26 protein-coding genes are annotated in these 23,574 nt (G+C 66.5%); 5 read left to right on the forward strand and 21 right to left on the reverse strand.

What is annotated here, in order from left to right:
• Window positions 1-10 precede the first annotated feature (10 nt).
• The 6 genes from prfB to EV691_RS06985 form a co-directional block, all read right to left on the reverse strand.
• A protein-coding gene (gene prfB, locus EV691_RS06960) for a peptide chain release factor 2 (RefSeq protein ID WP_131301401.1) occupies window positions 11-1,106 on the reverse strand; the annotation gives its coding sequence in 2 pieces (ribosomal slippage) (window positions 11-1,033 and window positions 1,035-1,106; 1,095 coding nt in all).
• Window positions 1,107-1,212: 106 nt separating this feature from the next.
• Window positions 1,213-1,914 carry a tellurite resistance TerB family protein gene (locus tag EV691_RS06965; protein ID WP_131301403.1) on the reverse strand — a complete coding sequence of 234 codons (702 nt, stop codon included), beginning with the start codon at window positions 1,912-1,914 and terminating at the stop codon, window positions 1,213-1,215.
• A 38-nt stretch (window positions 1,915-1,952) separates the two neighbouring features.
• Window positions 1,953-3,059, reverse strand: a complete 1,107-nt coding sequence (locus EV691_RS06970) for an NADH:flavin oxidoreductase/NADH oxidase (RefSeq protein WP_131301405.1) — start codon at window positions 3,057-3,059, stop codon at window positions 1,953-1,955.
• A gap of 111 nt (window positions 3,060-3,170) precedes the next feature.
• Window positions 3,171-4,883 carry a single-stranded-DNA-specific exonuclease RecJ gene (gene recJ, locus EV691_RS06975; protein WP_131301407.1) on the reverse strand — a complete coding sequence of 571 codons (1,713 nt, stop codon included), beginning with the start codon at window positions 4,881-4,883 and terminating at the stop codon, window positions 3,171-3,173.
• Between the two features lie 91 nt (window positions 4,884-4,974).
• Entirely contained in the window at window positions 4,975-5,514 is a 540-nt protein-coding gene (locus EV691_RS06980; RefSeq protein WP_131301409.1) for a YaeQ family protein, read from the reverse strand.
• Between the two features lie 67 nt (window positions 5,515-5,581).
• A complete protein-coding gene (locus tag EV691_RS06985) occupies window positions 5,582-6,727 on the reverse strand; it encodes a GGDEF domain-containing protein (RefSeq protein WP_242672639.1) in 1,146 nt (381 codons plus the stop codon).
• Between the two features lie 145 nt (window positions 6,728-6,872).
• On the opposite strand from EV691_RS06985, the gene EV691_RS06990 reads away from it, so the two are divergent.
• Window positions 6,873-8,072, forward strand: coding sequence for a CaiB/BaiF CoA transferase family protein (locus EV691_RS06990; RefSeq protein WP_131301412.1), 1,200 nt, complete (start codon window positions 6,873-6,875; stop codon window positions 8,070-8,072).
• A 77-nt stretch (window positions 8,073-8,149) separates the two neighbouring features.
• On the opposite strand, the gene EV691_RS06995 is transcribed toward EV691_RS06990, so the two are convergent.
• The 11 genes from EV691_RS06995 to ffh all read right to left on the reverse strand — a co-directional run bounded on the left by EV691_RS06995 (window position 8,150) and on the right by ffh (window position 17,495).
• Window positions 8,150-8,434 (reverse strand): DUF3509 domain-containing protein, encoded by a 285-nt coding sequence (locus EV691_RS06995; protein WP_089168939.1) that lies wholly within the window; start codon window positions 8,432-8,434, stop codon window positions 8,150-8,152.
• 264 nt (window positions 8,435-8,698) lie between these two features.
• Window positions 8,699-10,108, reverse strand: a complete 1,410-nt coding sequence (thrC, locus tag EV691_RS07000; RefSeq protein ID WP_131301414.1) for a threonine synthase — start codon at window positions 10,106-10,108, stop codon at window positions 8,699-8,701.
• 85 nt (window positions 10,109-10,193) lie between these two features.
• The gene (locus tag EV691_RS07005) at window positions 10,194-11,498 is read right to left on the reverse strand and encodes a homoserine dehydrogenase (RefSeq protein ID WP_131301416.1); all 1,305 of its coding nucleotides are present in this window, start codon (window positions 11,496-11,498) and stop codon (window positions 10,194-10,196) included.
• 146 nt (window positions 11,499-11,644) lie between these two features.
• Entirely contained in the window at window positions 11,645-12,379 is a 735-nt protein-coding gene (locus EV691_RS07010; protein ID WP_089168942.1) for a disulfide isomerase DsbC N-terminal domain-containing protein, read from the reverse strand.
• 72 nt (window positions 12,380-12,451) lie between these two features.
• Window positions 12,452-13,348 (reverse strand): site-specific tyrosine recombinase XerD, encoded by an 897-nt coding sequence (gene xerD / locus EV691_RS07015; protein ID WP_089168943.1) that lies wholly within the window; start codon window positions 13,346-13,348, stop codon window positions 12,452-12,454.
• Between the two features lie 69 nt (window positions 13,349-13,417).
• A complete protein-coding gene (locus EV691_RS07020; RefSeq protein WP_131301418.1) occupies window positions 13,418-13,849 on the reverse strand; it encodes an acyl-CoA thioesterase in 432 nt (143 codons plus the stop codon).
• Window positions 13,850-13,992: 143 nt separating this feature from the next.
• Window positions 13,993-14,343 carry a 50S ribosomal protein L19 gene (gene rplS, locus EV691_RS07025; protein WP_131301420.1) on the reverse strand — a complete coding sequence of 117 codons (351 nt, stop codon included), beginning with the start codon at window positions 14,341-14,343 and terminating at the stop codon, window positions 13,993-13,995.
• Between the two features lie 42 nt (window positions 14,344-14,385).
• Window positions 14,386-15,129 (reverse strand): tRNA (guanosine(37)-N1)-methyltransferase TrmD, encoded by a 744-nt coding sequence (trmD, locus tag EV691_RS07030; protein ID WP_131301422.1) that lies wholly within the window; start codon window positions 15,127-15,129, stop codon window positions 14,386-14,388.
• A 2-nt stretch (window positions 15,130-15,131) separates the two neighbouring features.
• The gene (gene rimM / locus EV691_RS07035) at window positions 15,132-15,668 is read right to left on the reverse strand and encodes a ribosome maturation factor RimM (protein WP_089168946.1); all 537 of its coding nucleotides are present in this window, start codon (window positions 15,666-15,668) and stop codon (window positions 15,132-15,134) included.
• 7 nt (window positions 15,669-15,675) lie between these two features.
• Window positions 15,676-15,927, reverse strand: coding sequence for a 30S ribosomal protein S16 (rpsP, locus tag EV691_RS07040; RefSeq protein ID WP_131301424.1), 252 nt, complete (start codon window positions 15,925-15,927; stop codon window positions 15,676-15,678).
• A gap of 191 nt (window positions 15,928-16,118) precedes the next feature.
• Window positions 16,119-17,495 carry a signal recognition particle protein gene (ffh, locus tag EV691_RS07045; RefSeq protein WP_131301426.1) on the reverse strand — a complete coding sequence of 459 codons (1,377 nt, stop codon included), beginning with the start codon at window positions 17,493-17,495 and terminating at the stop codon, window positions 16,119-16,121.
• 156 nt (window positions 17,496-17,651) lie between these two features.
• On the opposite strand from ffh, the gene EV691_RS07050 reads away from it, so the two are divergent.
• Both EV691_RS07050 and EV691_RS07055 read left to right on the forward strand, forming a co-directional pair.
• Entirely contained in the window at window positions 17,652-18,452 is an 801-nt protein-coding gene (locus tag EV691_RS07050; RefSeq protein ID WP_089168949.1) for a cytochrome C assembly family protein, read from the forward strand.
• Between the two features lie 105 nt (window positions 18,453-18,557).
• Window positions 18,558-19,844 carry an HlyC/CorC family transporter gene (locus EV691_RS07055; protein WP_131301428.1) on the forward strand — a complete coding sequence of 429 codons (1,287 nt, stop codon included), beginning with the start codon at window positions 18,558-18,560 and terminating at the stop codon, window positions 19,842-19,844.
• 33 nt (window positions 19,845-19,877) lie between these two features.
• On the opposite strand, the gene purT is transcribed toward EV691_RS07055, so the two are convergent.
• The 3 genes from purT to EV691_RS07070 form a co-directional block, all read right to left on the reverse strand.
• Window positions 19,878-21,059, reverse strand: a complete 1,182-nt coding sequence (gene purT, locus EV691_RS07060) for a formate-dependent phosphoribosylglycinamide formyltransferase (RefSeq protein ID WP_131301430.1) — start codon at window positions 21,057-21,059, stop codon at window positions 19,878-19,880.
• A 58-nt stretch (window positions 21,060-21,117) separates the two neighbouring features.
• Window positions 21,118-21,306 carry a DUF1289 domain-containing protein gene (locus EV691_RS07065; RefSeq protein ID WP_377802330.1) on the reverse strand — a complete coding sequence of 63 codons (189 nt, stop codon included), beginning with the start codon at window positions 21,304-21,306 and terminating at the stop codon, window positions 21,118-21,120.
• A gap of 75 nt (window positions 21,307-21,381) precedes the next feature.
• A complete protein-coding gene (locus tag EV691_RS07070) occupies window positions 21,382-21,984 on the reverse strand; it encodes a CoA pyrophosphatase (RefSeq protein WP_131301484.1) in 603 nt (200 codons plus the stop codon).
• Between the two features lie 118 nt (window positions 21,985-22,102).
• Between EV691_RS07070 and EV691_RS07075 the strand changes: the two genes are divergently transcribed.
• A complete protein-coding gene (locus EV691_RS07075) occupies window positions 22,103-22,669 on the forward strand; it encodes an NUDIX hydrolase (RefSeq protein WP_131301434.1) in 567 nt (188 codons plus the stop codon).
• Window positions 22,670-22,689: 20 nt separating this feature from the next.
• Complete coding sequence (locus EV691_RS07080) at window positions 22,690-23,193, forward strand: L,D-transpeptidase family protein (RefSeq protein WP_089168955.1); 504 nt, start codon at window positions 22,690-22,692, stop codon at window positions 23,191-23,193.
• Window positions 23,194-23,256: 63 nt separating this feature from the next.
• On the opposite strand, the gene EV691_RS07085 is transcribed toward EV691_RS07080, so the two are convergent.
• Complete coding sequence (locus EV691_RS07085; protein WP_131301436.1) at window positions 23,257-23,574, reverse strand: YqfO family protein; 318 nt, start codon at window positions 23,572-23,574, stop codon at window positions 23,257-23,259.

Raw genomic sequence — 23,574 nt, forward strand, 5'->3', positions numbered from 1 at the left:
CGTCAAGGCTTCAGAGCCCCTGCTTGAGGCTGGCCTCGATGAAGTCGTCGAGATCGCCGTCCAGCACCGCATCGCAGTTGCTGTTCTCGATGCCGGTGCGCAGATCCTTGATCCGCGACTGGTCGAGCACGTAGGAGCGGATCTGGTGGCCCCAGCCGATATCCGACTTGGTGTCTTCCAGGGCCTGGGCCGCGGCATTGCGCTTCTGCACCTCCAGCTCGTACAGCTTGGCGCGCAGCATCTTCATCGCCGTGTCCTTGTTGGCGTGCTGGGAACGCTCGTTCTGGCAGCTCACCACGGTGTTGGTCGGCAGGTGGGTGATGCGCACGGCGGAGTCGGTGGTGTTCACGTGCTGGCCACCGGCGCCGGAGGAGCGGTAGGTGTCGATGCGCAGGTCGGCCGGGTTGATATCGATCTCGATGTTGTCGTCGATTTCCGGCGAGGCGAACACTGCGGTAAACGAGGTATGCCGGCGGTTGCCGGAATCGAACGGGCTCTTGCGCACCAGCCGGTGCACGCCGATCTCGGTACGCAGCCAGCCAAAGGCATATTCGCCCTTGACATGCACGGTGGCGCCCTTGATACCGGCGACCTCACCTTCGGAGAGCTCCATGATGGTGGCGTCGAAGCCGTGCTTGTCGGCCCAGCGCAGGTACATGCGCAATAGCATGTTGGCCCAGTCCTGGGCCTCGGTGCCGCCGGAGCCGGCCTGGATGTCGAGATAGGCGTTGTTGGCATCCATCTCGCCGCTGAACATGCGGCGGAACTCCAGCTTTTCGAGGATCCCGCGCAGGCGCTCGACTTCGCTGGCGACGTCGTTCACCGCGCCCTCGTCGCTCTCCTCGGCGGCCATCTCCAGCAGGTCACGGGAGTCGGCCAGGCTGCCGGTGAGTTCGTCCAGGGTTTCGACGATCTGCGCCAGCTGGGCGCGTTCGCGGCCCAGATTCTGCGCGTATTCCGGATTGCTCCAGATGTTCGGGTCTTCCAGCTCGCGGTTGACTTCAATCAGGCGGTCATGCTTCTGATCGTAGTCAAAGATACCCCCGAATGGTCTGGGTGCGTTCGGACAGGTCCTTGATGCTGTTGACGATCGGGTTGATTTCCATGGTGGGCAGCACTCGCGGTCGGACAGTTCGAAAAGCCGGGGAGTATAACGCAGCGGGCCGTGACTGACAGCCCGCGCGTCCGCACGCCGTGCCGCGCCAGCCGGGCTCAGGCGGCCCTGGCCTGAGCCTCCAGCTCCGCCTGGAGCTGCGGGTCGAGCCTCAGCTGCCGGGCCAGCTCGTCGAGGTAGGCACGCTCCATGAACTGCTCCTCGTCGACCGCCAGGAGGCTCGCGAGGTAGATCTCCGCAGCCAGTTCCGGCGTGTCGGCGGCCCTGGCCACCTCGGCCGGGTCCAGCGGCCTGTTCAACTCGGCATGCAGCCAGCGTTGCAGCTCGTCATCCTCAGCGACCTTCGCCAGCTCGCTCTCGATCAGCTGACGCTCGCGCTCGTCCACATGCCCGTCGGCCTTGGCCGCGGCGACCAGCGCCCTGAGCAGTGCCTGACTGTGCTCCTCGGCCTTTTCCGGCGGCAGGCGGTCGAGGGTCTGCGGCTCGCGCCGGGGAGCGCCGGCCTGCCGTGCCTGCCAGTTGCTGAAGGCCTGGTAGGCCAGCACCCCGAGAGCGGCGAGACCGCCATAGGCCATGGCGTTGCCGCCCAGCTTGCCGAGTCGCCGCTTGCCGAGCAGCAGGCCGAGGGCGCCGGCTGCCAGCGCGCCCTTGCCTTTGCCGCCCATCAGGGCGCCGCCGGCACCGCCGAGAAGATCGCCGAGCCCGCCAACCCCGCTTCCACTGCCGGGCAGTGGCTGCCCCTGGCGGCGAAAGCCCTGGGCGGACCTGAGCAGTTGATCGAGCAATCCACTGGTGTTCATCGCGCAGTCTCCTCTGGTCGAAGCGCGAGACCGGCGGATCAGTCGAGTTCGCCGGGCTCGCGGAACGGCGTGTCGCGATGCGTGGCCCGCACGTACTGCGCCGGCCAGGGCACCGTCTTGTCGCCGAGAAAATCCGCTGCATGCAGCGGCCAGTAGGGGTCGCGCAGCAACTCGCGGGCCAGCAGGATCAGGTCGGCCTGACCGGTGCGCAGGATGTGCTCGGCCTGCGCCGCCTCGGTGATCATGCCCACCGCGCCGGTGGCGATGCCCGCCTCGCGGCGCACCTGCTCGGCGAAGCGGGTCTGGTAGCCCGGGCCGACGGGGATTTCCGCCGCCGCCGCGGTGCCGCCGGAGGACACATCGATCAAGTCGACGCCCAGCGCCTTCAGGCGCCGGGCCAGCTCCACCGTCTCCTCCGGGTTCCAGCCCTCCTCCACCCAGTCGGTGGCCGACAGGCGGACGAACAGCGGCAGGGTCTCGGGCCACACCGCGCGCACCGCCTCGGTCACCTCCAGCAGCAGGCGGATGCGGTTATCGAAGCTGCCACCGTACTGGTCCCGACGCTGATTGGACAACGGCGAGAGGAATTGATGCAGCAGATAGCCGTGCGCAGCATGCACCTCGGCGACCTTGAAGCCGGCGGTCAGGGCGCGCTCGGCGGCGCGCACGAAGCCCTGGACGATTTCGCCGACACCGGCCTCGTCGAGGACCCGGGGCACCGTGTGGCGGGGATCGAAGGGAATCGCCGACGGGCCGACCGGAACCCAGCCGCCCGCCGCGGGCGGTACGCTGCCCGGCCGTCCCAGCCAGGGCTGCCAGACGCTCGCCTTGCGCCCGGCATGGGCCAGCTGGACGCCGGCCAACGAGCCCTGGGCCTCGATGAAGGCGGTGATCCGGCGCAGCGGCTCAATCTGCTCGTCGCACCAGAGGCCGAGATCCTGGGCGGAGATCCGGCCCTCGGCGGCGACCGCGGTGGCCTCGACGATCACCAACCCGGCCCCGCCCACCGCGCGGCTGCCCAGGTGCACCAGATGCCAGTCGTTGGCCAGCCCGTCGCGAGCCGAGTACTGGCACATCGGCGACACCACGATGCGGTTGGGCAGGGTCAGCTGACGCAGGGTCAGGGGCTCGAACAGCAGGCTCATGGCAACACTCCCTTGGGTCCTAACGGATGGTCGATGCTTCAACAACTCTAGCCTTCGTTCTGGCGCGCACGCGCCGCCGGAGCGAGAGGATCGGCAACCCATCGAGCCCGCTCAGCGGGCCTCGAGATGCACCACCACCAGCTGCACGCTCTCCTGCCCGCGGTATTCGTTGACGTCCAGCCGGTAGGCCAGCTCGATCCAGCGCACCGTGGGGTTCGGCCATTGCTCGCGGTCGATGTTGAAGGCGATGGCGTCGAGCTGCAGCGCGCCGCACTCGCTGCGTACCACCAGCTTCAGATGACGCTCGCCGACCAGGCGCTGCTGAACGACCTGGAACATTCCATGGAACAGCGGCTCGGGAAAATGCTGGCCCCAAGGGCCGGCCTGGCGCAGGGCGCGGGCCAGGTCGAGGTGAAACTCCTCGACGCCGAGCTGGCCGTCGGAGAGCAGCCGTCCGGTCAGATCGTCGGCGCAGAGCTGGCGGCGCACCTCGGTGTCGAAGGCGGCGGCGAAGGCAGCGAAGTTCTCCTCCGGGAGCGACAGCCCGGCGGCCATCGCATGCCCGCCGAACTTGCTGATCAGACCCGGATGGCGGGCCGCCACTGCATCCAGCGCATCGCGGATGTGGAAGCCCGGCACCGAGCGCGCCGAGCCCTTGAGCAGGCCGTCGCCCGCATCGGCGAAGGCGATGGCCGGACGGTGATAGCGCTCCTTGAGACGCGAGGCGAGAATGCCGATCACCCCCTGGTGCCAGTCCGGCTCGAACAGACAGAGGCCGAAGGGCAACTCCTCGACCGGCAGCTCCTTGAGCTGGGCCAGCGCCTCGCGCTGCATGCCCTGCTCGATGGCCTTGCGGTCCTGGTTGAGCTGGTCGAGCTGTACCGCCATGTCGCGGGCCAGCCCCTCGTCCTCGCAGAGCAGGCATTCGATGCCGAGGGACATGTCGTCGAGCCGCCCGGCGGCGTTCAGCCGCGGTCCGAGAATGAAGCCGAGGTCGGTGGAGGTGATCCGCCGGTAGTCGCGGCCGGCCACCTCGAGCAGCGCGCGCAGCCCCGGCCGAGCCCGTCCGGCACGGATGCGCGCCAACCCCTGGTGGACCAGGATGCGGTTGTTGGCGTCCAGCGGCACCACGTCGGCGACGCTGCCCAGGGCGACCAGATCGAGCAGCTCGGCCAGGTTCGGCTCGCTTCGCGCCCCGGCGAACCAGCCCAGCTCGCGCAGCCGGGCGCGCAGCGCCAGCAGCACGTAGAAGATCACCCCAACCCCGGCCATGGCCTTGCTGGAAAAATCGCAGCCCGGCTGGTTGGGATTGACGATGGCGTCCGCCGCCGGCAGCTCGCGGCCCGGCAGGTGGTGGTCGGTGACCAGCACGCGCAGGCCGGCAGCCCTGGCCGCGGCCACGCCATCGAGGCTGGAGATGCCGTTGTCCACCGTCACCAGCAGCTCCGGCCGGCGCTCCAGGGCCACGGCGACGATCTCGGGGGTCAGCCCGTAGCCGTACTCGAAGCGGTTCGGCACTAGGTAGTCGACATGCGCCGCGCCGAGCAGGCGCAGACCGAGCACGCCGACCGTGCTGGCGGTGGCGCCGTCGGCGTCGAAGTCGCCGACGAAGAGGATGCGCCGGCGCTCGCGCAACGCCTCGATCAGCAGCTCCACCGCCGTCTCGATGCCCTTGAGCTGGCGGAAGGGCAGCAGCCGTGCCAGCCCCTTGTCCAGTTCGGCCGCGGACTGCACGCCGCGGGCGGCGTAGAGGCGGGTCAGCAGCGGCGGCAGGTCGCCCAGCGCGGGCAGTCGTTCGGGCAGCGGGCGGGGTTCGATACGCATGACGGGGAAAGGGACTCAAATTCTATGGCGGTGAGCGCATTTGGGAGCAAAGCCGATCGCAAATGAATGGGCTCCCACGAAGAAACGGCGATCAGCGCTCGCCGAGCAGCCACTCCAGGGGGACCTCGTGCTGGCCGCGCTCGTCGGTGACGAACAGTTCGCCGTCGCTGATCATCACGCTCCACTGGATGCTGCGCGGCAGGTCCCGAGCCAACGCGCCCAGCGCCTCGGCATCGACGGCGGCGATGGAGAGGTTCTTCAGGCCCTTCACCGCGTCCACGACCTTGCCCTGCCAGACCCGCAGGCTGCCATAGGCCAGCAGGCTGACCCGCTCGGCGCGGCGCGAGCACCAGGTCAGACGCTCGGCGTCCGGCTGGCCGACCTCGATCCAGTGCAGGATGCGGTCATCGAGGCTCTTCTGCCACAGCGCCGGCTCGTCGACGTCCGACAGGCCGCGGCCGAAGGCCAGCTGCTCGTCGTACCAGAGGGCATAGGCGATCAGCCGCACGGCCAGACGTTCCTCGGTCTCCGAGGGATGCCGGGCGACGGTGAAGCGCAGGCTCTCGTAGACCCCGCGATCCAGGTCGGTGAGGTTGAGTTCGACTTTGTAGGGGGTGGCTTGCAGGGCCATGGCAGGCGTCCGGTCCGATCCGAGGGGCGGCAAGTGTACCCCGAATCAGGACACCGGACTGCAGCACTCAGTCGGCGAACCGCTCGACCCGGTTGCGGCCCTTGGCCTTGGCCCGGTACAGCGCCTGATCGCCCAGCGCCAGCAGGCGCGACAGCTCGTAACCGGCCTGCGCCGTGGAGGCGATGCCGATGCTGACGCTGACGCGCACCTCCGTCCCCAGCAACAACTCGCTGCAGGCCCGGCGGATGCGCTCGGCCACCTGCAGCGCCGCCATCTCGTCGGCCCCGGGCAGCAGGCAGGCGAACTCCTCGCCGCCGATGCGCCCGCAGATATCCTGCTGGCGGATGCCCAGCGCCAGCAGACGGCCGAAGGCGATCAGCGCCGCATCGCCCATGGCGTGGCCATGGGTGTCGTTCAAGCGCTTGAAGTGATCGAGGTCGCAGAGCAACAGGGTCGCCGGCCGCCCCTCGGCGGCGCAGCGAACCAGCAGGGCCTCGCTGCCGACGGTGAAGGCCCGGCGGTTGCCGATGTCGGTGAGCGGATCGCGATAGGCCACCGCGCGGTAACGCAGCTCGGCGCGCTCGCGGACCATGGCCAGGGTGGCGAAGGCCATGCCGATGACGAACAGGAAGGCCTCCAGCAGCCGCCAGGTCAGGAAGCCGCCGTCCAGTCCGCCCCATATCCAGTCGATGTCGTGCCTGCCGCTCAGCAACAGAAGCCCGCTGCAGAAGAGTGCGTGCGCCAGCAGCAAGGCCAGTACCGGACCAATGGCGACCTCCAGCAGCCGGCGCGCGCCCCACAGCTCCCCAGCCGTCAGCAGGGTATAGAGGATCGTGAGCAGGGTGGCGACCGTCAGCCGCAACGATACCGTGCTCATGAAGTACGGCCACTGGCAGAGTAGCGCCCACAGCAGCGCACCGCCGGCAATGCCCGGCCACCAGAGGCGCCGCCCGACGAATATGCGCATGGTCGCCCAGCCCAGGCCGCTCGCCAGCTGCAGCAGCATATGGCCAAGCATGATGGACAGGGTGTCCATCCCCCGGCCACGCAAGCCGACCACCAGCACGCCCAGCCCCGCCAGCAGGAGCGTTCCGGCCGAGCAGCCGAGGGTCAACTCGCCATCACTGCGCCACCATACATGCAGCATCAGGCAGCCCAGCAGGGTGAGCACGTAGACATTCAGCAAAAACAGCGTGGGCAGATGCAGGCTCATGGGCGGGCCGGAAGCGGTACCGGAAGGCGAAACTCTACGTGCGCCACCGGCCGGGCGCCAGAGCCTGGATGCCACGCCCGGACTGTTCGGGTCCGGCGGCACGGGGTAGAGTCGCCGCCATCGCCAGCCCGACGGACCCCACGCCATGCCCAGCCCAGCCAAACCTCTCGCCGGCCTCAAGGTGATCGAACTCGGCAGTCTGATCGCCGGCCCCTTCGCTGCGCGCCTCTGCGCGGAGTTCGGCGCCGAGGTGATCAAGGTCGAATCACCCGACGGCGGCGATCCGCTGCGCAAGTGGCGCAAGCTCTACGAGGGCACCTCACTGTGGTGGTTCGTCCAGGCGCGCAACAAGAAGTCGCTCACCCTCAACCTCAAGCATCCGGACGGCCTGGCGATCCTCAGGCAGCTCTTGGCCGATGCGGACATCCTGATCGAGAACTTCCGTCCCGGCGTGCTGGAGAAGCTCGGCCTCGGCTGGGAGGTACTGCATGAACTCAACCCGAAGCTGGTGATGGTGCGCCTGTCCGGCTTCGGCCAGAGCGGGCCGCTGAAGGAGCAGCCGGGCTTCGGCGCGGTCGGCGAGTCGATGGGCGGCCTGCGCTACATCACCGGTTTCGAGGACCGTCCGCCGGTGCGCACCGGCATCTCCATCGGCGACTCCATCGCCGCGCTCTGGGGGGTGATCGGCGCGCTCATGGCGCTGCGCCATCGCGAGGTCGGCGGCGGCCAGGGCCAGGTGGTGGACGTGGCGCTCTACGAGGCGGTGTTTGCCATGATGGAAAGCCTGGTGCCGGAGTTCGACGTGTTCGGCTTCATCCGCGAGCGCAGCGGCAACATCATGCCCGGCATCACCCCCTCCTCCATCCACACCTGCGCCGACGGCCGCCATCTGCAGATCGGCGCCAACGGCGATGCGATCTTCCGGCGCTTCATGCGGGCCATCGGCCGCATTGATCTGGCCGACGACCCGACGCTCGCCGACAACGCCGGCCGCGATGCGTGCCGCGACGAACTCTACGGGGTGATCGACCGCTGGGCCGCGTCCCTGCCGGCAGACCAGGCCATGGCCCTGCTCAACCGCGCCGAGGTACCGGCCAGCCGCATCTATTCGGTGGAAGACATGGTCGCCGACCCGCAGTTTCTCGCCCGCGAGATGTTCCTCTCCGCCCGCCTGCCGGACGGCAAGCAGTTCAAGATGCCCGGCATCGTGCCCAAGCTGTCGGACACGCCCGGCTCGGCGGACTGGGTGGGGCCGGCGCTGGGCGAGCACACGGCCGAGCTGCTGCAAGCGCTCGGTTACAGTGCAGAGCGGATCGCCGCCCTGCGCGAAAACGGAGCGGTCTGACCTCCGGCATTGCCCTGTCCGGGGCCCCAAACGAAAGGCCCCGCAGTCGTCGCGGGGCCTTTCGTCGCTCGCAGGGCTCAGAACACGGCGCTCTGCCGAGCGCACTGCCCCCGCTCCAGCGCCGCGATCACCTTGGGCGAGAGACGCCCTTCGAGGATGCGCAGGTCGCGATGGAGACCATCCACCACATCGATGAGCAACCACTTGTCCATCAATTGCACCGGACGGAGCAGACGCTCGATCAGGATCTCGCCTGCTCCATTGTGCAGGGTCAGCAGCCGACTTCCATCCGGGCGAACCGCTCCTATATCGATCTTGTAAGGCGCCAGCGCCTCGACCAGCAACGCACGCGTGCTCTCCATATCCAAACACCTCAGGTGATGAGAAGGCTGCTTACAGCCTGCAAATGACTTGCCAGCACGCGGAAAGTTTCCGCCCGGCCTGTTCTCCAGGCATCGGGGCACGGCGCTCATGGAAAGCAGAGAGACCCGCGAGCGGTCGCCATGACCGGCCCGCGATGCACAGAACAGGCTACGGAGGGAATATGAAAGAAAAAAGCCGCCTCCCTGCCGGGAGGCGGCTTCGTAGCTCGAGCGTCAGCGCGCTTCAGTGGCCAGCGGCACGCCTCACAGCGGCTTGCCGCGGTTGCCGTGCTGGCCGACGAAGGCCTGTACCGCCTTGAGGTCGTTGGGCAGCACGGTGCAGCGCTCTGCGCGCTGGAACAGGTCGGCCAGGTGTGCCGGCAGCTGCGGAGCTGCGCCGATGCCGGCCTTCTCCACCGCTTCCGGGAACTTGACCGGATGGGCGGTGCCGAGGATCACCATCGGCAGGGCCAGGCTGCGGCGGCATTCGCGGGCGGCCTTGACGCCGATCGCGGTGTGCGGGTCGAGCAGATAGCCGGTCTCGCCGTGCACCTCGGCGATGGTGGCGCAGGTGCCTTCGTCATCCACCGCCAGCGAGTCGAACAGGCGGCGCGCCTCGGTCCAGCGCTCGTCCTCCACCGTCAGCTTGCCGGTGGCCTTGAAGCTGTCCATCAGCGCGCTCACGGCGGCGCCGTTGCGGCCGTGCAGATCGAACAGCAGGCGCTCGAAGTTGGATGACACCATGATGTCCATCGACGGCGACAGCGACGGGTGCAGGGTGTCCTTGTCGTAGCGGTTGCCGGACATGAAGCGGTGCAGGATGTCGTTGCGGTTGGTGGCGACGATCAGCTGGTTGACCGGCAGGCCCATGTTGCGCGCCAGATAGCCGGCGAAGATGTCGCCGAAGTTGCCGGTCGGCACCGAGAAGGCCACCGAGCGGTGCGGCGCGCCGAGCTGCAGGGCGGCGTGGAAGTAGTAGACGATCTGGGCCATGATCCGCGCCCAGTTGATCGAGTTGACCGCCACCAGCCGGGTGCCCTTGAGGAAGCCCTGGTCGGCGAAGCTGGCCTTGACCATCTCCTGGCAGTCGTCGAAGTTGCCTTCGATGGCGATGTTGTGGATGTTGTCGCCGAGGATGGTGGTCATCTGCCGGCGCTGCACCTCGGACACGCGGTTGTGCGGGTGCATGATGAAGATGTCGACGTTGTCGCAGGCCTTGCAGCCTTCGATGGCGGCCGAGCCGGTGTCGCCGGAGGTGGCGCCCATGATCACCACGCGCTCGTTGCGCCTGGTCAGCACGTGGTCGAGCAGGCGGCCGAGCAGCTGCAGGGCGAAGTCCTTGAACGCCAGGGTCGGTCCCTGGAACAGCTCGAGCACCCACTCGTTGGCGCCCAGCTGGGTCAGCGGGGCGACCGCCTTGTGGGCGAACACGCCGTAGGTTTCTTCCAGAATCCGCTTGAAGTCGGCGTCCGCGATGCTGCCGGCGACGAACGGGCGCATCACACGGAAGGCCAGCTCGTGGTACGGCAGGCCGGACCAGGAGGCGATTTCCTCGACGGTGAAGCGCGGCAGGTTTTCCGGCACGTAGAGACCGCCGTCGCTGGCGAGGCCGGCCAGCAGCACGTCTTCGAAATTCAGGGCCGGCGCCTGGCCGCGGGTGCTGATGTAGCGCATGTGTGCAAACCTTCGGTTCGGGCCGCAGGCCCCAGGCCGCAGCGACGTGGGCACTGGCGGCGGGCGGCGGGCGGCTTGTAGCGGATTAGTTGAGCTGTTCGACGCGGATGCGGACGACCTTGCCGACCACGCCCTCGAGCGCCTCCATGGCAGCGATGGCCTCGTCGATGCAACGCTCCCGGACCCGGTGGGTGACCAGGATCATCGGCACCAGGCCGTCGTGCTCCTCGGCTTCCTTCTGCATGATGGATTCGATGTTGATGCCGCGCTCGGAGAGGATGCTCGCCACCTGGGCCAGCACGCCCGGATGGTCCTTGGCCTGGATGCGCAGGTAGTAGGCACTCTCGCAGGCGGCAATCGGCAGGATCGGGTGGGCGGACAGCGCATCGGGCTGGAAGGCCAGGTGCGGCACGCGGTTCTCCGGGTCGGAGGTCATGGCGCGAACCACGTCCACCAGATCGGCCACCACCGCCGAGGCGGTCGGCTCCATACCGGCGCCGGCGCCGCAGAACAGGGTCGAACCGACCGCGTCGCCGTTGACCATCACCGCGTTCATCACGCCGTTGACGTTGGCGATCAGGCGTTCGGCGGGGATCAGTGTCGGATGCACGCGCAGCTCGAAGCCCTCGCTGGTGCGCCGGGCGATGCCCAGATGCTTGATGCGATAGCCCAGCGCCTCGGCATAGTTGACGTCGGCGCTGGTCAGCCTGGAGATGCCTTCGGTGTAGGCCTTGTCGAACTGCAGCGGGATGCCGAAGGCGATCGAGGCGAGGATGGTCAGCTTGTGGGCGGCATCGATGCCTTCCACGTCGAAGGTCGGATCGGCCTCGGCATAACCCAGCGCCTGGGCTTCCTTGAGCACGTCGGCAAAGGCCCGGCCCTTCTCGCGCATTTCGCTGAGGATGAAGTTGCCGGTGCCGTTGATGATGCCGGCCACCCAGTTGATGCGGTTGCCGGCCAGCCCCTCGCGAATGGCCTTGATCACCGGGATGCCGCCGGCCACCGCCGCCTCGAAGGCGACGATCACGCCCTTCTCGCGGGCCTTGGCGAAGATCTCGTCGCCATGCACGGCGATCAGCGCCTTGTTCGCGGTGACCACGTGCTTGCCATTGTCGATGGCCTTGAGCACCAGCTCGCGGGCCAGGCCGCAACCACCGATCAGCTCGACGACGACCTCGATCTGCGGATTGTCGACCAGCTCGAAAACATCGGCGGCGATGGGGGTGCCGGCGATATCGCATTTCGGGTTGGCGCTGCGCATGGCGATCTGGGCAATCTCGATTTCGCGCCCGGCACGGCGGGCGATCTCCTCAGCATTGCGTTTGAGCACATTGAAGGTGCCGCCACCGACGGTACCCAGTCCACAGATGCCTACTTTGACCGGTTTCACGCTGAAACTCCCCATCCTCACCGCAGAAAACGACCGGGCATGCCCCGGGCGCAGAGAAAAGAGCCGCACATTACGAAGCACTCAGCCTTTAGTCAATTGGCGCACCGCCCGCAGGGCGCCGGCGGCGCGACCCGACGGCTGCACGGTCAGTTGGTCGCCTGGGCGGCCAGCGCCTGCTTGGCCAGTTGCGGCGCCGGCTGGTAGCCTGGGATCATCTGCCCGTTGGCCAGCACCACGGCGGGGGTGCCCTGCACGCCGACCATCTGGCCCAGCTCGAACTGCCTGGCGACCGGGTTGTCGCAGGTGGCCGCCGGCACCTTCTCGCGCGCCTTGGCCTTGTTCATCGCCGCCTGGCGGTCCTTGGCGCACCAGACGCTGACCAGGTCCCCATAGCCATGGGAGCCGACGCCCTGGCGCGGGAAGGCCACGTAGCGCACCTCGACACCGAGCCGGTTAAGCTCCGGCACCTCGCTGTGCAGCTTCTGGCAGTAGCCACAGTCGGTGTCGGTGAAGACGGTGATGTGGGTCTTCGGCTCCTTGGGCGCGAAGATCACCATCTCGCTGGCCGGAATGCCATTGATGGTCTTCGCCACGGCCTGGCTTTCCGCCTTCTCGGTGAGGTTGAGCGGCTTGCCGCCCTTGAGCTGATACAGGTAGCCCTGCATGACGAACTGACCATCGGCACTGGCATAGAGCATCCGCCCACCCTTCAACTGGACCTGGTAGAGCCCTGCCATCGGACTTTCGGCAATGGACTCGATCGGCAGCCCCGGCTGCATCTGCTGCAGGGCCTTGCGAATGGCCTGGTCGGGATCGGCAGCCAGGGCCAGAGTGCTTGCCAGGCCGAGCGCCGCGACGGCGAAAAGGGAGGAAACGCGCATGGATACTCCGGAGGGATGGGATGGTGCGAATGGGCAGAGCCTATCACAGGCGGGACACGCCGAACGGTCTATTCAGCCGCGTGGATGATGCCGCGCGTGCAGCTCCTGCAGGCGTGCCCGGGCGATGTGAGTGTAGATCTGGGTGGTCGACAGGTCGCTGTGGCCGAGGAGCATCTGCACCACGCGCAGGTCGGCGCCGTGGTTGAGCAGATGGGTAGCGAAGGCATGGCGCAGGGTGTGCGGCGACAGGCTCTTGTCGATCCCCGCCACCCGGGCGTGATGCTTGATGCGGTGCCAGAAGGTCTGCCGGGTCATCTGCTCGCCGCGCAGGCTGGGAAAGAGCACGTCGCTCGGCCGGCCACCCAGCAACAGCGACCGGCCCTCGGCCAGATAGCGCTCGAGCCAGACGATGGCCTCCTCACCCAGCGGCACCAGGCGCTCCTTGCTGCCCTTGCCGAACACCCGCACCACGCCCTGGCGCAGGTTCAGTTGCTCCAGGCGCAGGCCGACCAGCTCGCTGACGCGCAGGCCGCAGGCATACAGCACCTCGAGCATGGCCCGGTCGCGCAGGCCGAGCGGGTCGTCGCTTTCCGGAGCAGCCAGCAGCGCCTCGACATCGGTTTCGGAGAGGGACTTGGGCAGGGGACGGCCCAGTTGCGGCAGATCCACCTGCAGGGTCGGATCGCTGGCGATCACCCCCTCGCGCAGCAGGTAGCGGAAGAAGCCGCGCAGACCGGAGAGGAAGCGCGCCGTGGAGCGGGCCTTGTAACCGGCATCGACCCGCCAGGCCAGATGATCGAGGATCAGCTCGCGCCCCACCCCGATCAGTTCCAGACCGCGCTCGCGCAGCCAGCCGTTGAACAGCTCGAGGTCGCTGCGATAGGCCGCCCGGGTATGCGCCGACAGGCCCTTCTCCAGCCAGAGGACCTCGAGAAAACGCTCGATCTGTGGATGCTCGACGGCGGTCATGCTGCTCCTTGCCAACAAGACGGACAGAGAAGAGCCGCCAGCGGCGGCCCGCTGGCAGCGGCAGTCCAATCAGGCTGCCTCGTCCTTTTCCATGGGGAAATCGGGCAGTATCGCCCGCGGCCGCCTGTCCTCGTCGATGGCGACGAAGCTGAAGACGCCGGTGATCGCCTTCTTGCGGCTGCCGCAACACATGCCTTCGACGAAGATCTCTCCCTCGACCTTGCAACTGGTGTTGCCGACCTTCACCACCCGACCGACCCGTTCGACGATTGAGCCGCCTGGAATCGGATGCTTGAAATCGACCCGGTCCGAAGAGACCGTGACGGGCGGCAGACGGCGGAAGCGCGTCGCGGGGATGAACGAGATTTCGTCCATCCAGCCCAGCGCGGTGCCGCCGAACAGGGTGTTGTGGTGGTTAGTGGTGAACGGAAAGACCACTTTGGTGATGCGGGTTTCGGATGACGCGATCCGACGCTGGATTTCTTGCTCTCTAGGGGTCATGCCACTACTTCCTGATAAAAATAGGTGGCTGCCACTGGCGGGATGTTGCCTTTGTGCGCGGCAAGGCAGGACTACGTGCCACACAACGCCGCACAAACGAAAAAGCAGCCTTTCGGCTGCTTTTTCGAGGTGAAAAGCGCTGATCAGGAGAGCTTTTCCTTGATACGTGCCGCTTTGCCGGACAGGTCGCGAAGATAATACAGCTTGGCCTTGCGCACGTCACCGCGACGCTTGACGGAAATGCTGTCGACCAGCGGGCTGTAGGTCTGGAAGGTACGCTCGACGCCCACACCGCTGGAGATCTTGCGCACGGTGAAGGCGCTGTTCAGGCCGCGGTTGCGCTTGCCGATGACCACGCCCTCGAAAGCCTGCAGACGCTGGCGCTCGCCTTCCTTCACCTTAACCTGCACGATCACGGTATCGCCCGGGGCGAAGGCCGGAATCTCTTTGCTCATCTGCTCGGCTTCGAGCTGCTGAATGATCTTGTTGGTCATCTGAGTGCTCCTGAGACAGACCCCTGGCCTGCCATCGATACGTCAACTATCGTCCCGCTGGCGAAGGTATTCCGCCAACAGCTTTTGCTCTTCTCCAGAAAGCGAGCGGCTATCCAGAAGATCGGCACGGCGCTCCCAGGTCCGCCCAAGGGACTGCTGCAAGCGCCAGCGCCGGATGTGCTCGTGATTGCCGCTGAGCAGCACCTCAGGAACACCTTTACCCTCATACACCTCCGGTCGGGTGTAGTGCGGGCAGTCGAGCAGGCCGTCGGTGAACGAGTCCTCCTCGGCTGAATCGGAATGCCCCAGCGCACCGGGCAACAACCGCGTAACCGCATCGATCAGCACCATGGCCGGCAGCTCGCCGCCGGACAGGACGTAGTCGCCGATCGACCATTCCTCATCCACGTGCGCTTCGATGAAGCGCTCGTCGATGCCCTCGTAACGACCAGCGATGAGGATCAGAGCCTCCTCCCGCGCCAGCTCGCGCACCGCCTGCTGCTTCAGCTGGCGGCCCTGCGGCGACAGGTAGATCACCTTCGCCCGCCCCCCGACGGCCTCCCTGGCAGCAGCCAGCGCACGCTCCAGGGGTTGAATCTTCATGACCATGCCCGGGCCGCCGCCGAACGGACGATCATCCACCGTCTGGTGGCGGTCCTCCGTGAAGCTCCGGGGATTCCAGCAGTTGAGCCTGAGCAGCCCTTGCTTGACCGCGCGGCTGGTTATGCCGAAATCACGGATGGCGGCAAACATCTCCGGAAAGATGCTGATGACTTCGACTTGCATGCTCAGAAATCCGCATCCCAGTCCACCTGCATCTCACCGGCGGCCAGATCCACCCGCAGCACGCACTGCTCCGTATAGGGCAGCAGGCGCTCGCGATCATCCAGACTGCCAGCACAGGCCCTGACCACCAGCACATCGTTGGCGCCGGTTTCCAGCAGATGGTCGACCCTGCCGAGCAAGCGGCCCGCCTGGTCGATTACCCGCAAGCCTTCAAGCTGATGCCAGTAGTACTCGCCTTCATCCAGCCGGGGCAGCTGAGCGAGGGGAATGAGAATTTCGAAGTCCGCCAAGGCGCGCGCCTCGTCGCGATCATCGACCCCCCTCAGCTTGGCTACCAGGACCCTGCCCTGCAGGCGGCCCCCGACCAGCTCTGCCTGCCGCCACTCATCGCCGCGCCTGAGCGTCCAGCGACGATAGTCGAGCAGGTTGTCGATCGGATCGGTGAAGGAATAGACCTTCACTTCCCCGCGGACGCCGTGCACCGAAGTGATCTTGCCGAGAACGATCAGCTCATCGGCGGATGCAGGCGTCGTGTCCATAGCGAACTCAGGCAGTCGCCTTGGCCGCTTCCTTGAGCAGCTGGGCAACGCGCTCGGACGGCTGGGCGCCCTGGCTCAGCCAGTAGGTGGCACGCTCCTGATCCACGGACAGCTTGACTTCGGCACCCGAGGCGACCGGATTGAAGAAGCCGATGCGCTCGACGAAACGACCGTCGCGGGCGTTGCGGCTGTTGGTCACGGTCAGGTGGTAGAAGGGGCGCTTCTTGGAGCCGCCACGGGCAAGACGGATGGTTACCATGTGAACATCGTTCCTGTAGTCGGTGCTGCAAAACCAGATTGCATACTGGGCTCATGGCCCGAAAGGCCGCAGATTCTAAAGGTTATGCAGCGTTTTGCAAACGGCTTTTCACCAGACGGCCGACGAACCTCGCCCCGAACCGCCCAGGGCCCCAGGAACCGGCGGGGCAACCGGGCCGGCCAAACCGGCCACTAGACCTTGGGAAGCCGGCCGCCCGGGAACATGCCGCTCATGCCGCGCATCATCTTGGCCATGCCCCCCTTGGCACTGAACTTCTTCATCATCTTCTGCATCTGCTTGTGCTGCTTGATTAGCCGGCCGACATCCTGCACCTGGGTGCCGGAGCCGAGGGCGATGCGGCGCTTGCGCGAACCACTGATCATGTCCGGATCGCGACGCTCGGCCGGAGTCATGGAGTTGATGATCGCCTCCATCTGCATAAACTGCTTCTCCGCCACACCCTGGGCATTGCCCATCTGCGCCAGGTTGATGCCGCCGATGGCCGGCAACTTGTCCATCAGCCCGCCGAGCCCGCCCATGTTCTTCATCTGCTGCAACTGGTCGCGGAAGTCCTCCAGATCGAAGCCCTTGCCCTTCTTCAGCTTGCTGGTGAGCTTCTCGGCCTTCTCGCGATCGAGCTTGTGCTCGGCCTCCTCGATCAGGCTGAGCACGTCGCCCATGCCGAGGATGCGCGAGGCCATGCGGTCCGGATGGAAGGGCTCCAGCGCCTCGCTCTTCTCACCCATGCCGATGAACTTGATCGGCTTGCCGGTGATGTAGCGGACCGACAGGGCCGCGCCGCCGCGCGCATCGCCATCCACCTTGGTCAGCACCACGCCGGTCAGCGGCAGGGCGTCGCCGAAGGCCTTGGCGGTGTTGGCGGCATCCTGGCCGGTCATCGCATCGACCACGAAGAGGGTCTCGACCGGTTTGACGGCGGCATGCAGGAGCCTGATCTCCTCCATCATCTCGGCATCGACGTGCAGGCGACCGGCGGTATCCAGCAGCACCACATCGATGAACTTGAGCCGGGCCTCGCGGATCGCCGCCTGGGCGATGTCCACTGGCTTCTGGCTGGCATCGGACGGAAAGAAGGTGACGCCGACCTCCCCGGCCAGAGTTTCCAGCTGCTTGATCGCTGCCGGACGATAGATGTCGGCGGAAACCACCAGGACCGACTTCTTGCGGCGCTCCTTGAGGAAGCGCGCCAGCTTGCCCACGGTAGTGGTCTTGCCCGCCCCCTGCAGGCCGGCCATCAGCACCACCGCCGGTGGCGCCGTATTCAGCGCCAGATCCTCGTTGGCCGCCCCCATCAACTCTTCCAGTTCGGCGCGGACGATCTTCACGAAGGCCTGCCCCGGGGTCAGGCTCTTCGAGACCTCGGTGCCGACGGCACGCTCCTTGATCCGATTGACGAACTCCTTGACCACCGGCAGCGCGACATCGGCCTCGAGCAGGGCCATGCGCACCTCGCGCAGGGTGTCCTTGATGTTGTCCTCGGTCAGCTTGGCCTTGCCGGTGACATGGCGAAGGGTCTGGGAAAGGCGATCGGTAAGGTTTTCGAACATGCGCGTTCCTTTCGGGCTCTGAAGAGCCTGGGGTGGGCTTGCAGCGGGCCGACAATTATAAACGAAGGCACTTGGAGCCGACACCGCTGGCGGTCTTTCGTGAGAAGCCCGTTATATGCCACACTCCGGGCTTTAGGACCTGCCAGACACGGACTCATGCACCCACTGCTGCCCAGCCTCGCCGCCGCCGGTCTATACGCCTCCGCCACGCTCTACCAAGGCGTGCGCTTGGCCAGACGCAGCCTGCCGGACAAGCGCCTGCTGCTCCTGCTGGGCATCCTGGCCCTGATCGCCCACGGCATCAGCCTGGTTCCGCAACTGCTGGGGCCGAACGGCCTGACCCTGCACTTCTTCAATGCCTCCAGCCTGGTTGCCGCCTCGGTGATCGCCCTGACCCTGCTCGCCAGCTGCTACATGCCGGTGGAGAACCTGTTGCTGCTGCTGCTGCCGCTGAGCGCACTCACCGTGCTGCTGGCCCAGTTCATGCCGGTCGGCACCCTGCAGGGAATCGACGAGGACCCCGGGATTCTCGCCCATATCCTGCTGTCGATCCTCGCCTACGGCATGCTCACCATCGCCATGTTCCAGTCCCTGCTGCTGCTGTTGCAGGATCACCAGCTGAAGCACAAGCATCCCTCCGGCCTGACCCGCAACTTCCCGCCGCTGCAGACCATGGAGAGCCTGCTGTTCAGCTTTCTCTGGGCCGGCTGGGGACTGCTCTCGCTGTCGCTGATCTCCGGCTGGCTGTTCCTCGACGACCTGTTCGCCCAGCATCTGGTGCACAAGACCCTGCTCGCCTGCCTGGCCTGGCTGGTCTTCGCCGCCCTGCTGGTCGGCCGCCACCGGCTCGGCTGGCGCGGGCACACGGCGATCCGCTGGACTCTGAGCGGCTTCTGCCTGCTCATGCTCGCCTACTTCGGCAGCAAGCTGGTCCGCGAATTCATCCTGCATGTCTAGCGCTCCATCCCGAAAGGCCGCCCGACGCAAGGGCAGTCCCAGCCAGCAGGCAGGCCGGCAGGAGGCATGCCTCGTCCACTCTCCCGCGCACACCCCGGACCACCCATGGACGCCCTGCATCCCGGTTACCTGATCGGACTGCTGATTTTTCTGCTGCTGTGCTCGGCGTTCTTCTCCAGCGCCGAAACAGGTCTGCTCAGCCTCAACCGCTATCGCCTGCGTCACCGCGCCAGTGAGGGGCATCGCGGCGCCCAGCGCGCCAATGCGCTCCTTAAACGTCCCGACCGCCTGCTCGGCACCATCCTGATCGGCAACAACTTCGTCAACATCCTCGCCTCCGCCATCGCCACCGTGCTGGCCACGCGCCTGTGGGGCGAGGCCGGCATCGCCATCGCCACCCTCGGCCTGACCCTCGCCCTGCTGATCTTCGGCGAGATCACCCCCAAGACCCTGGCCGCCGTACGCCCGGAAATGGTGGCCTACCCTTTCAGTCTGCCGCTGGCACAGCTGCAGAAGATCCTCTACCCGCTGGTAGTCCTGCTCGGCTGGATCAGCAACGGTCTGCTCCGCCTGGTCGGCATCGCCCCGCACAGCCAGGGCAGCGAGAGCCTGACCAGCGAGGAGCTGCGCAGCATGCTCCACGAGTCCGGCGAAGCGCTGCCGTTGAACCGGCAGGGCATGCTGCTCGGGATCCTCGATCTGGAGAGGGTCAGCGTCAACGACATCATGATCCCGCGCAACGAGGTCGTCGGCATCGATCTGGACGATACGCTGGAAGCCATCGTCGACCAGCTGCGCAGCACTTCGCACACACGCCTCCCGGTGTTCCGCGGAGACATCAACCAGATCGAGGGCGTGGTGCACATGCGCCACATCGCCCGCCTGCTCACCCGGGACCAGTTGACCAAGGAGAATCTGCGCGAGGCCTGCCAGGAACCCTACTTCGTCCCGGAGAACACGCCGCTGGCCACCCAGTTGATCCATTTCCAGCAGCAGAAGCGGCGCATCGCCATAGTGGTCGACGAATACGGCGACGTGCAGGGCATCGTCACCCTCGAGGACATCCTGGAGGAGATCGTCGGCGAGTTCACCAACCGCGACAGCCTGCTCGGTCCGGACATCCAGCCGCAGGAAGACGGCGCCCAGATCATCGATGGCGCCGCCCACATACGCGAAGTGAACAAGGTGCTCGGCTGGCAGCTGCCGAGCGACGGCCCGCGGACCCTCAACGGACTGATCACCGAAGCCCTGCAAAGCATGCCCGAGTGCGGGGTCTGCCTGAGCATCGGCGCCTATCGCCTGGAGATCCTCGAAACGACGGGGAACCGGGTGAAAAACGTGCGCATCTGGGAGGCCGAAGCGCAGCCTTCGTCGACACCGACGACCGAATGACGGGAAGGCGGCCCCGCGGGCCGCCTGGAGCCGTTACAGCAGCACCTCGACCGCCTGCGCGGCGTGCGTTGCCTTCTGCCGTGCAGCCTCCACCGAAGCGTCCCGCGCCAGGGCCACGCCCATCCGCCGCTGCCCTGCCACTTCCGGCTTGCCGAACAGGCGCAGTGCCGTATCCGGCTCGGCGAGCGCCGCACCCAGATTGGCGAAGCTCACCTCGCGGGAGTTGCCCTCGACCAGGATCACCGCCGAGGCGGCCGGCCCGAACTGGCGGATCGCCGGGATCGGCAGGCCGAGAATGGCCCGTGCGTGCAGGGCAAACTCGGAGAGATCCTGGGAAATCAGCGTCACCAGCCCGGTGTCGTGGGGACGCGGCGAAACCTCGCTGAACCAGACCCGGTCGCCCTTGACGAACAGCTCGACGCCGAACAGCCCGCGCCCGCCCAGCGCCTCGGTGACCGTCCTGGCGATGCGCTCGGACTCGGCCTGCGCCGCGGCGGTCATCGCCTGCGGCTGCCAGGACTCCTGATAGTCGCCCTTCTCCTGGCGGTGACCGATGGGCGCGCAGAAGGTGGTACCGCCTGCATGGCGCACGGTGAGCAGGGTGATTTCGTAGTCGAAGTCGATGAATCCCTCGACGATCACCCGCCCCTTGCCGGCACGCCCGCCCTCCTGGGCATAGTCCCAGGCAGCCTGCAGCTGCTCCGGCCCTTTCAGCAGGCTCTGCCCCTTGCCGGAGGAACTCATGATCGGCTTGACCACGCAGGGGAAGCCGAGCGCTTCCGCCGCCGCACGGTACTCCTCGAAGCTGTCGGCGAACCGGTAGGGCGAGGTCGGCAACCCCAGCTCTTCCGCGGCCAAACGGCGGATACCCTCGCGGTTCATGGTCAGATGGGCCGCACGCGCGCTGGGAATCACCGTAAAGCCCTCGCGCTCCAGCTCGAGCAGGGTCGCGGTGGCGATGGCTTCGATTTCCGGCACGATGTAGTGCGGTCGCTCCTGCTCGATCACCGCGCGCAGGGCGGCACCATCGAGCATGTTGATCACGTGACTGCGATGGGCGACCTGCATGGCCGGAGCATCGGCATAACGATCCACGGCGATCACCTCCACACCGAAACGCTGCAGCTCGATCACCACTTCCTTGCCCAGCTCGCCTGAGCCACAGAGCAATACACGGGTCGCGCTCGGCGACAGCGGAGTTCCAATACGGGACATGGATTTTCCTTCAACATGAGGGGACCTGCCCACGCCCGGAGGCACGAACAGGTGCAATCTACGCGATCAGGCCCTTGGCGCGGGCCCGTTCGGCGCACAATGCCAGTATCTGGCGACGTTCAAAATTGTCCAATCGTCGCCAGCATCTGATTTCATCCACCGTACGCTGGCAGGCGAGGCAGACATCATGCTCGTCCAGGGCGCACAACTGCACACAGGGCGAAGGGACGGGTCGTTCGTCGTTCATCAGTCTTTAACCGCGAAATCACGACCTTCGCCACGCACCGGGCACGCGGCGGCAGGAGGCGTCATTGTCACATCCTCAGCTCAGCTCGACGAAGCTCGCCGGCTGATGTCCGGTTTCGATGCCTGCATCGAACAACAGATTCACCAGCTCGACCACCATCATCGCCGTCAGCCCCCAGATCTTGTACGGGCCATAGCGGTAACAGGGCACATAGTAGCTGCGCCCCTCGTGATCGATGCGGTGGGTGGTTTCTCGAGGATCTTCGCAGAAGAACGCCAGGGGCACCGAGAAGAGCGCGGCGATCTCGCCATCGTTGGGCCGGTATTCGACGTAGTCGGGCACCAGCGCCACGTACGGGGTGACCTGGATGCCGTGACGCGACACCAGCTGGCTGAGCGGCCCCACCACCTCGACCAGCCCCGGCGGCAGGCCGATCTCCTCCTCCGCCTCGCGCAGGGCGGTGCGGACCAGATCGAGATCTTCCGGATCGCGGCGCCCGCCGGGAAAGGCCACTTCGCCGCCGTGGGTGGACAAGCCGCTGGCGCGCAGGGTCAGCACCAGCTCGGGCTCGTCGCTGCGGGTGATCGGCATCAGCACCGCCGCTTCGGAAAAACGCCCAGCGGACTCCAGGAGCCGGGGCGAATAGCTGCGCACGCGTCGGAGTAGATCTTCCTGCATCGTCATTCTCTATCTTTACTCCATGAAAACATCATGACACGAACCGCACAGCCCGCCCAAGCCTCGCTCCACCCGCGGCGTCGGCGGCGGCCGACAACCAATGCTCGGGAAAGCCCCCATGAAATTCTGCAGCCAATGCGGCAGCTCGCTGAACTGGCAGATACCCAGCGGCGACCATCGTCCGCGCTTCGTCTGTCCCGCCTGCCACACCGTGCATTACCAGAACCCCCGGATAGTCGCCGGCTGCCTGCCGCTCTGGGACGGGCAGCTCCTGCTGTGCCGGCGGGCCATCGAACCGCGCCGCGGCTTCTGGACGCTGCCCGGCGGGTTCATGGAGAACGACGAAACCATGGAGCAGGCAGCGGCCCGGGAAACCCTGGAGGAGGCCTGCGCGCGCGTCGAAGGACTCGCGCTGTATACCCTGTTCGATCTACCACACATCCAGCAGGTGCATGTATTCTTCCGCGCCCGCCTGGTCGCTGCCGACTTTGCCGCCGGCGCGGAGAGCCTTGAGGTGCGTCTCTTTGATGAAGCTGACATCCCCTGGCCAGAGCTGGCTTTTCCGACGGTCGGTCATACCCTAGAATATTTCTTCAAGGACCGGGTTCGGCAGTTCTACCCGGTGCGCAACGAACCGCTTGCGCCCTTGCACACACTCCTGACGAACCCCCTGGAACAATCCTGATCGCTGATAGGGAACTTTCGATGCGCTGGTTGCTTGCATTCCTTTGCCTGTTTCTTGCCGGCCTCTCGCAGGCCAGCGTGCCCGTTGCCGGCGATGGACGAGTCGTCGACAAGGTGCTGGTGGTGAAATCCGAGCGCAAGCTGCACCTGCTCAGCAAAGGGCAGCCGCTCAAGTCCTACAAGGTTTCCCTGGGCAAGCAGCCCAGAGGCCCCAAGCTGCGCGAAGGCGACCAACGCACCCCGGAAGGCCTCTACTGGCTCGACTGGCGCAAGGCCAGCGACAAGTTCAACCTGTCCATGCACATTTCCTACCCCAACGTCCGCGACCAGGCCCGCGCCCGCGCCGAAGGCGTGTCGCCCGGCAGCATGATCATGCTCCATGGCACGCCACTGGACGAGCACTATCCCGAATGGTACTTCCACGGGCTCGACTGGACCGAGGGCTGCATCGCCATGCGCAACGACGACATGCGCGAGGTCTGGAGCCTGGTCAGGGACGGCACCCTGATCGAAATCCGCCCCTGATCCCGAAAGACCAAAAGCCCCGACTCGTCAGCGACGGGCTGGGGCTTCTCTCGTCCGGACGGATCAGAACTGCATGTCGGACAGCCGCCAGACCTCGAAGGCCGGCGTCTCGTAGGGATGGGCCTTTTTCAGCGCCTTGACGGCATCATGAATGCGCTCGTCGGCGACCACCATTTCCACCTTCCACTCGGCCACCTGCTCCAGCTTGCCGACCTGCCCCTGGTACGGCTGGCTGCCCTCGAGCGGGCGGTACTGTCCCTGCCCCAAGGCTTGCCAGCAGCAACTGTCGTAAGCGCCGATACGCCCGCCTCCGGCGGCAAACACGGCATCCTTGACCGCTTCCACATGACTCTCCGGTACGTAAAAGCACAGCTTGTACAT

Source organism: Azotobacter chroococcum, from assembly GCF_004339665.1.
In the GTDB taxonomy this organism is placed as follows: Bacteria; Pseudomonadota; Gammaproteobacteria; order Pseudomonadales; family Pseudomonadaceae; genus Azotobacter; species Azotobacter chroococcum.